Genomic DNA, 1676 nt, shown 5'->3' on the forward strand with positions numbered 1-1676 from the left:
TAGCGATCGCTTGTTTTTTGTCCAAACTCACAAAATCGCGTTGCTCCCGTTTATATATCAGTGCAATTGAACGTCATCAAAGCGGAGAGCGGACAATATCCATTGATGAAATGACCGGGATTCAAGCTACTGAGCGTTTAGAAAAAGACTTACCAATCAGACCAGGTAAAGTTGAAAGAAGAGAGTTTGAGTATATCCGTCATGGTACGCAAAGTTTAATTGCTAGTTTTGATATTGCTACTGGTCAAATTATTGAACCAAGTTGCGGAGATTCTAGAACAGAGGAGGATTTTGTTGAGCATATTCGTCGAGTTATTGAAAGCGACCCCGATGCCAAAAAATGGCATTTAATTATGGATTGTCTGAATACTCATCAGTCTGAGTCGCTGGTTCGTTTAGTTGCAGAAAAAGAAGGTTTGAATCTAGACGTGGGTATTAAGGGAGAAAGCGGTATACTCGAATGGCACTAAGATAAGCCGAAATCTCGTTAGGGCAGGGTGTTGGGGATAGGGTGTTGGGTGTAGTGTTTAATAAAATTGAATTTTAGTACGTTCATGTGTTCAACAACTTCTTAATTCCCCACACCCCACACCCCACACCCCACACCCAAAAGCCTTATAAATAATGGATTTGCCGTTATCTTAGTGCCATTCCGGTATACTCAAATCCATGAAAACAAGAGCTGCTTTTTTGAAAGATCCAACACATAAAATCGTTTTCCATTACACCCCAAAACATTCCTCTTGGCTCAATCAAATTGAAATTTGGTTCAGTATTTTAGTTCGTAAACTACTAAAAAGAGCAAGTTTCACCAGTCAGGATGATTTGAAATATCGAATCCTCAATTTTATTGACTACTTTAATAAAACAATGGCTAAACCTTTTAAGTGGACATATAAGGGTAAAGTCTTGGCTATTTAATGGTCTATTTATTTCCGCCGTACTGTACTAGTATACTTTGCTGCCTTATTATTGTAAGATCCGGCAATGAATGCGATCGCCTGTTGATTAGCGCTCTTTTATTACTCTGAAAAAAATAAAATATTTGTAGGTTGGGTCGAACTAGGTGTTAGCGCGACAAAAGTGTTTCGCGCGATCGCCTGTTGATGAGATTCCGTGGTGGAAAGGTGCGATCAGCGTAGCCATGTCGTTAAGCTAATCGCTATTTAATTCCCAAAAGCTAGAGTAAAATTTATTATAAGTAATTGTTGACCAAGCAATGCGGTGAAAACTTCTGCGCTGGTACAACAACAAAATAGAGGATTGAGTAAATGTATAGCAGACAATACAAAACCGCCAAAGCTTCTGCCAAAGACTCTGATACACCAGCCTCAAATCAGTTCGCACCGCGCCGCTTTGTCGTCCAAACGCCAGTTCCACAGACACCCCAAAATCCTAATTTACAAGCCCAATCAGCAAAGGTGGAACAGTCTGAGCAGGGTATACAAAATCTCAATATATTTAAGTACCATCCACCAAGACAGCCACTAGGAATACAGATGAAGCTGTCCATTGGTCAGCCTGGGGATAAGTATGAGCAAGAAGCGGATAAGGTAGCCGCAGATGTGGTACAGCGAATTAATGCGCCTGAGAGTGAAGAAGTCCAACGCATGGAAGTCCCTGAAGAAGAGGAACTGCAAATGAAACCCGCCGCAGATTCTCTTCAACGCATGGAA

At 41.0% G+C, this 1676-nt stretch carries 2 protein-coding genes and 1 pseudogene; all 3 read left to right on the forward strand.

The window, feature by feature from the left end; translation table 11 throughout:
- The coding region (locus ACM0OW_RS25690) for a transposase (RefSeq protein WP_414553547.1) at positions 1 to 470 on the forward strand (470 nt) is incomplete at its 5' end.
- Positions 471 to 669: 199 nt separating this feature from the next.
- On the forward strand, positions 670 to 921 hold the full coding sequence (locus ACM0OW_RS25695; RefSeq protein WP_414553548.1) for a transposase: 252 nt from the start codon (positions 670 to 672) through the stop codon (positions 919 to 921).
- A 350-nt stretch (positions 922 to 1271) separates the two neighbouring features.
- A pseudogene (locus ACM0OW_RS25700) lies at positions 1272 to 1676 on the forward strand (hypothetical protein); the annotation flags it as partial.

The sequence above is a fragment of the Anabaena sp. CCY 0017 genome (genome assembly GCF_963920885.1).
In the GTDB taxonomy this organism is placed as follows: Bacteria; Cyanobacteriota; Cyanobacteriia; order Cyanobacteriales; family Nostocaceae; genus Nodularia.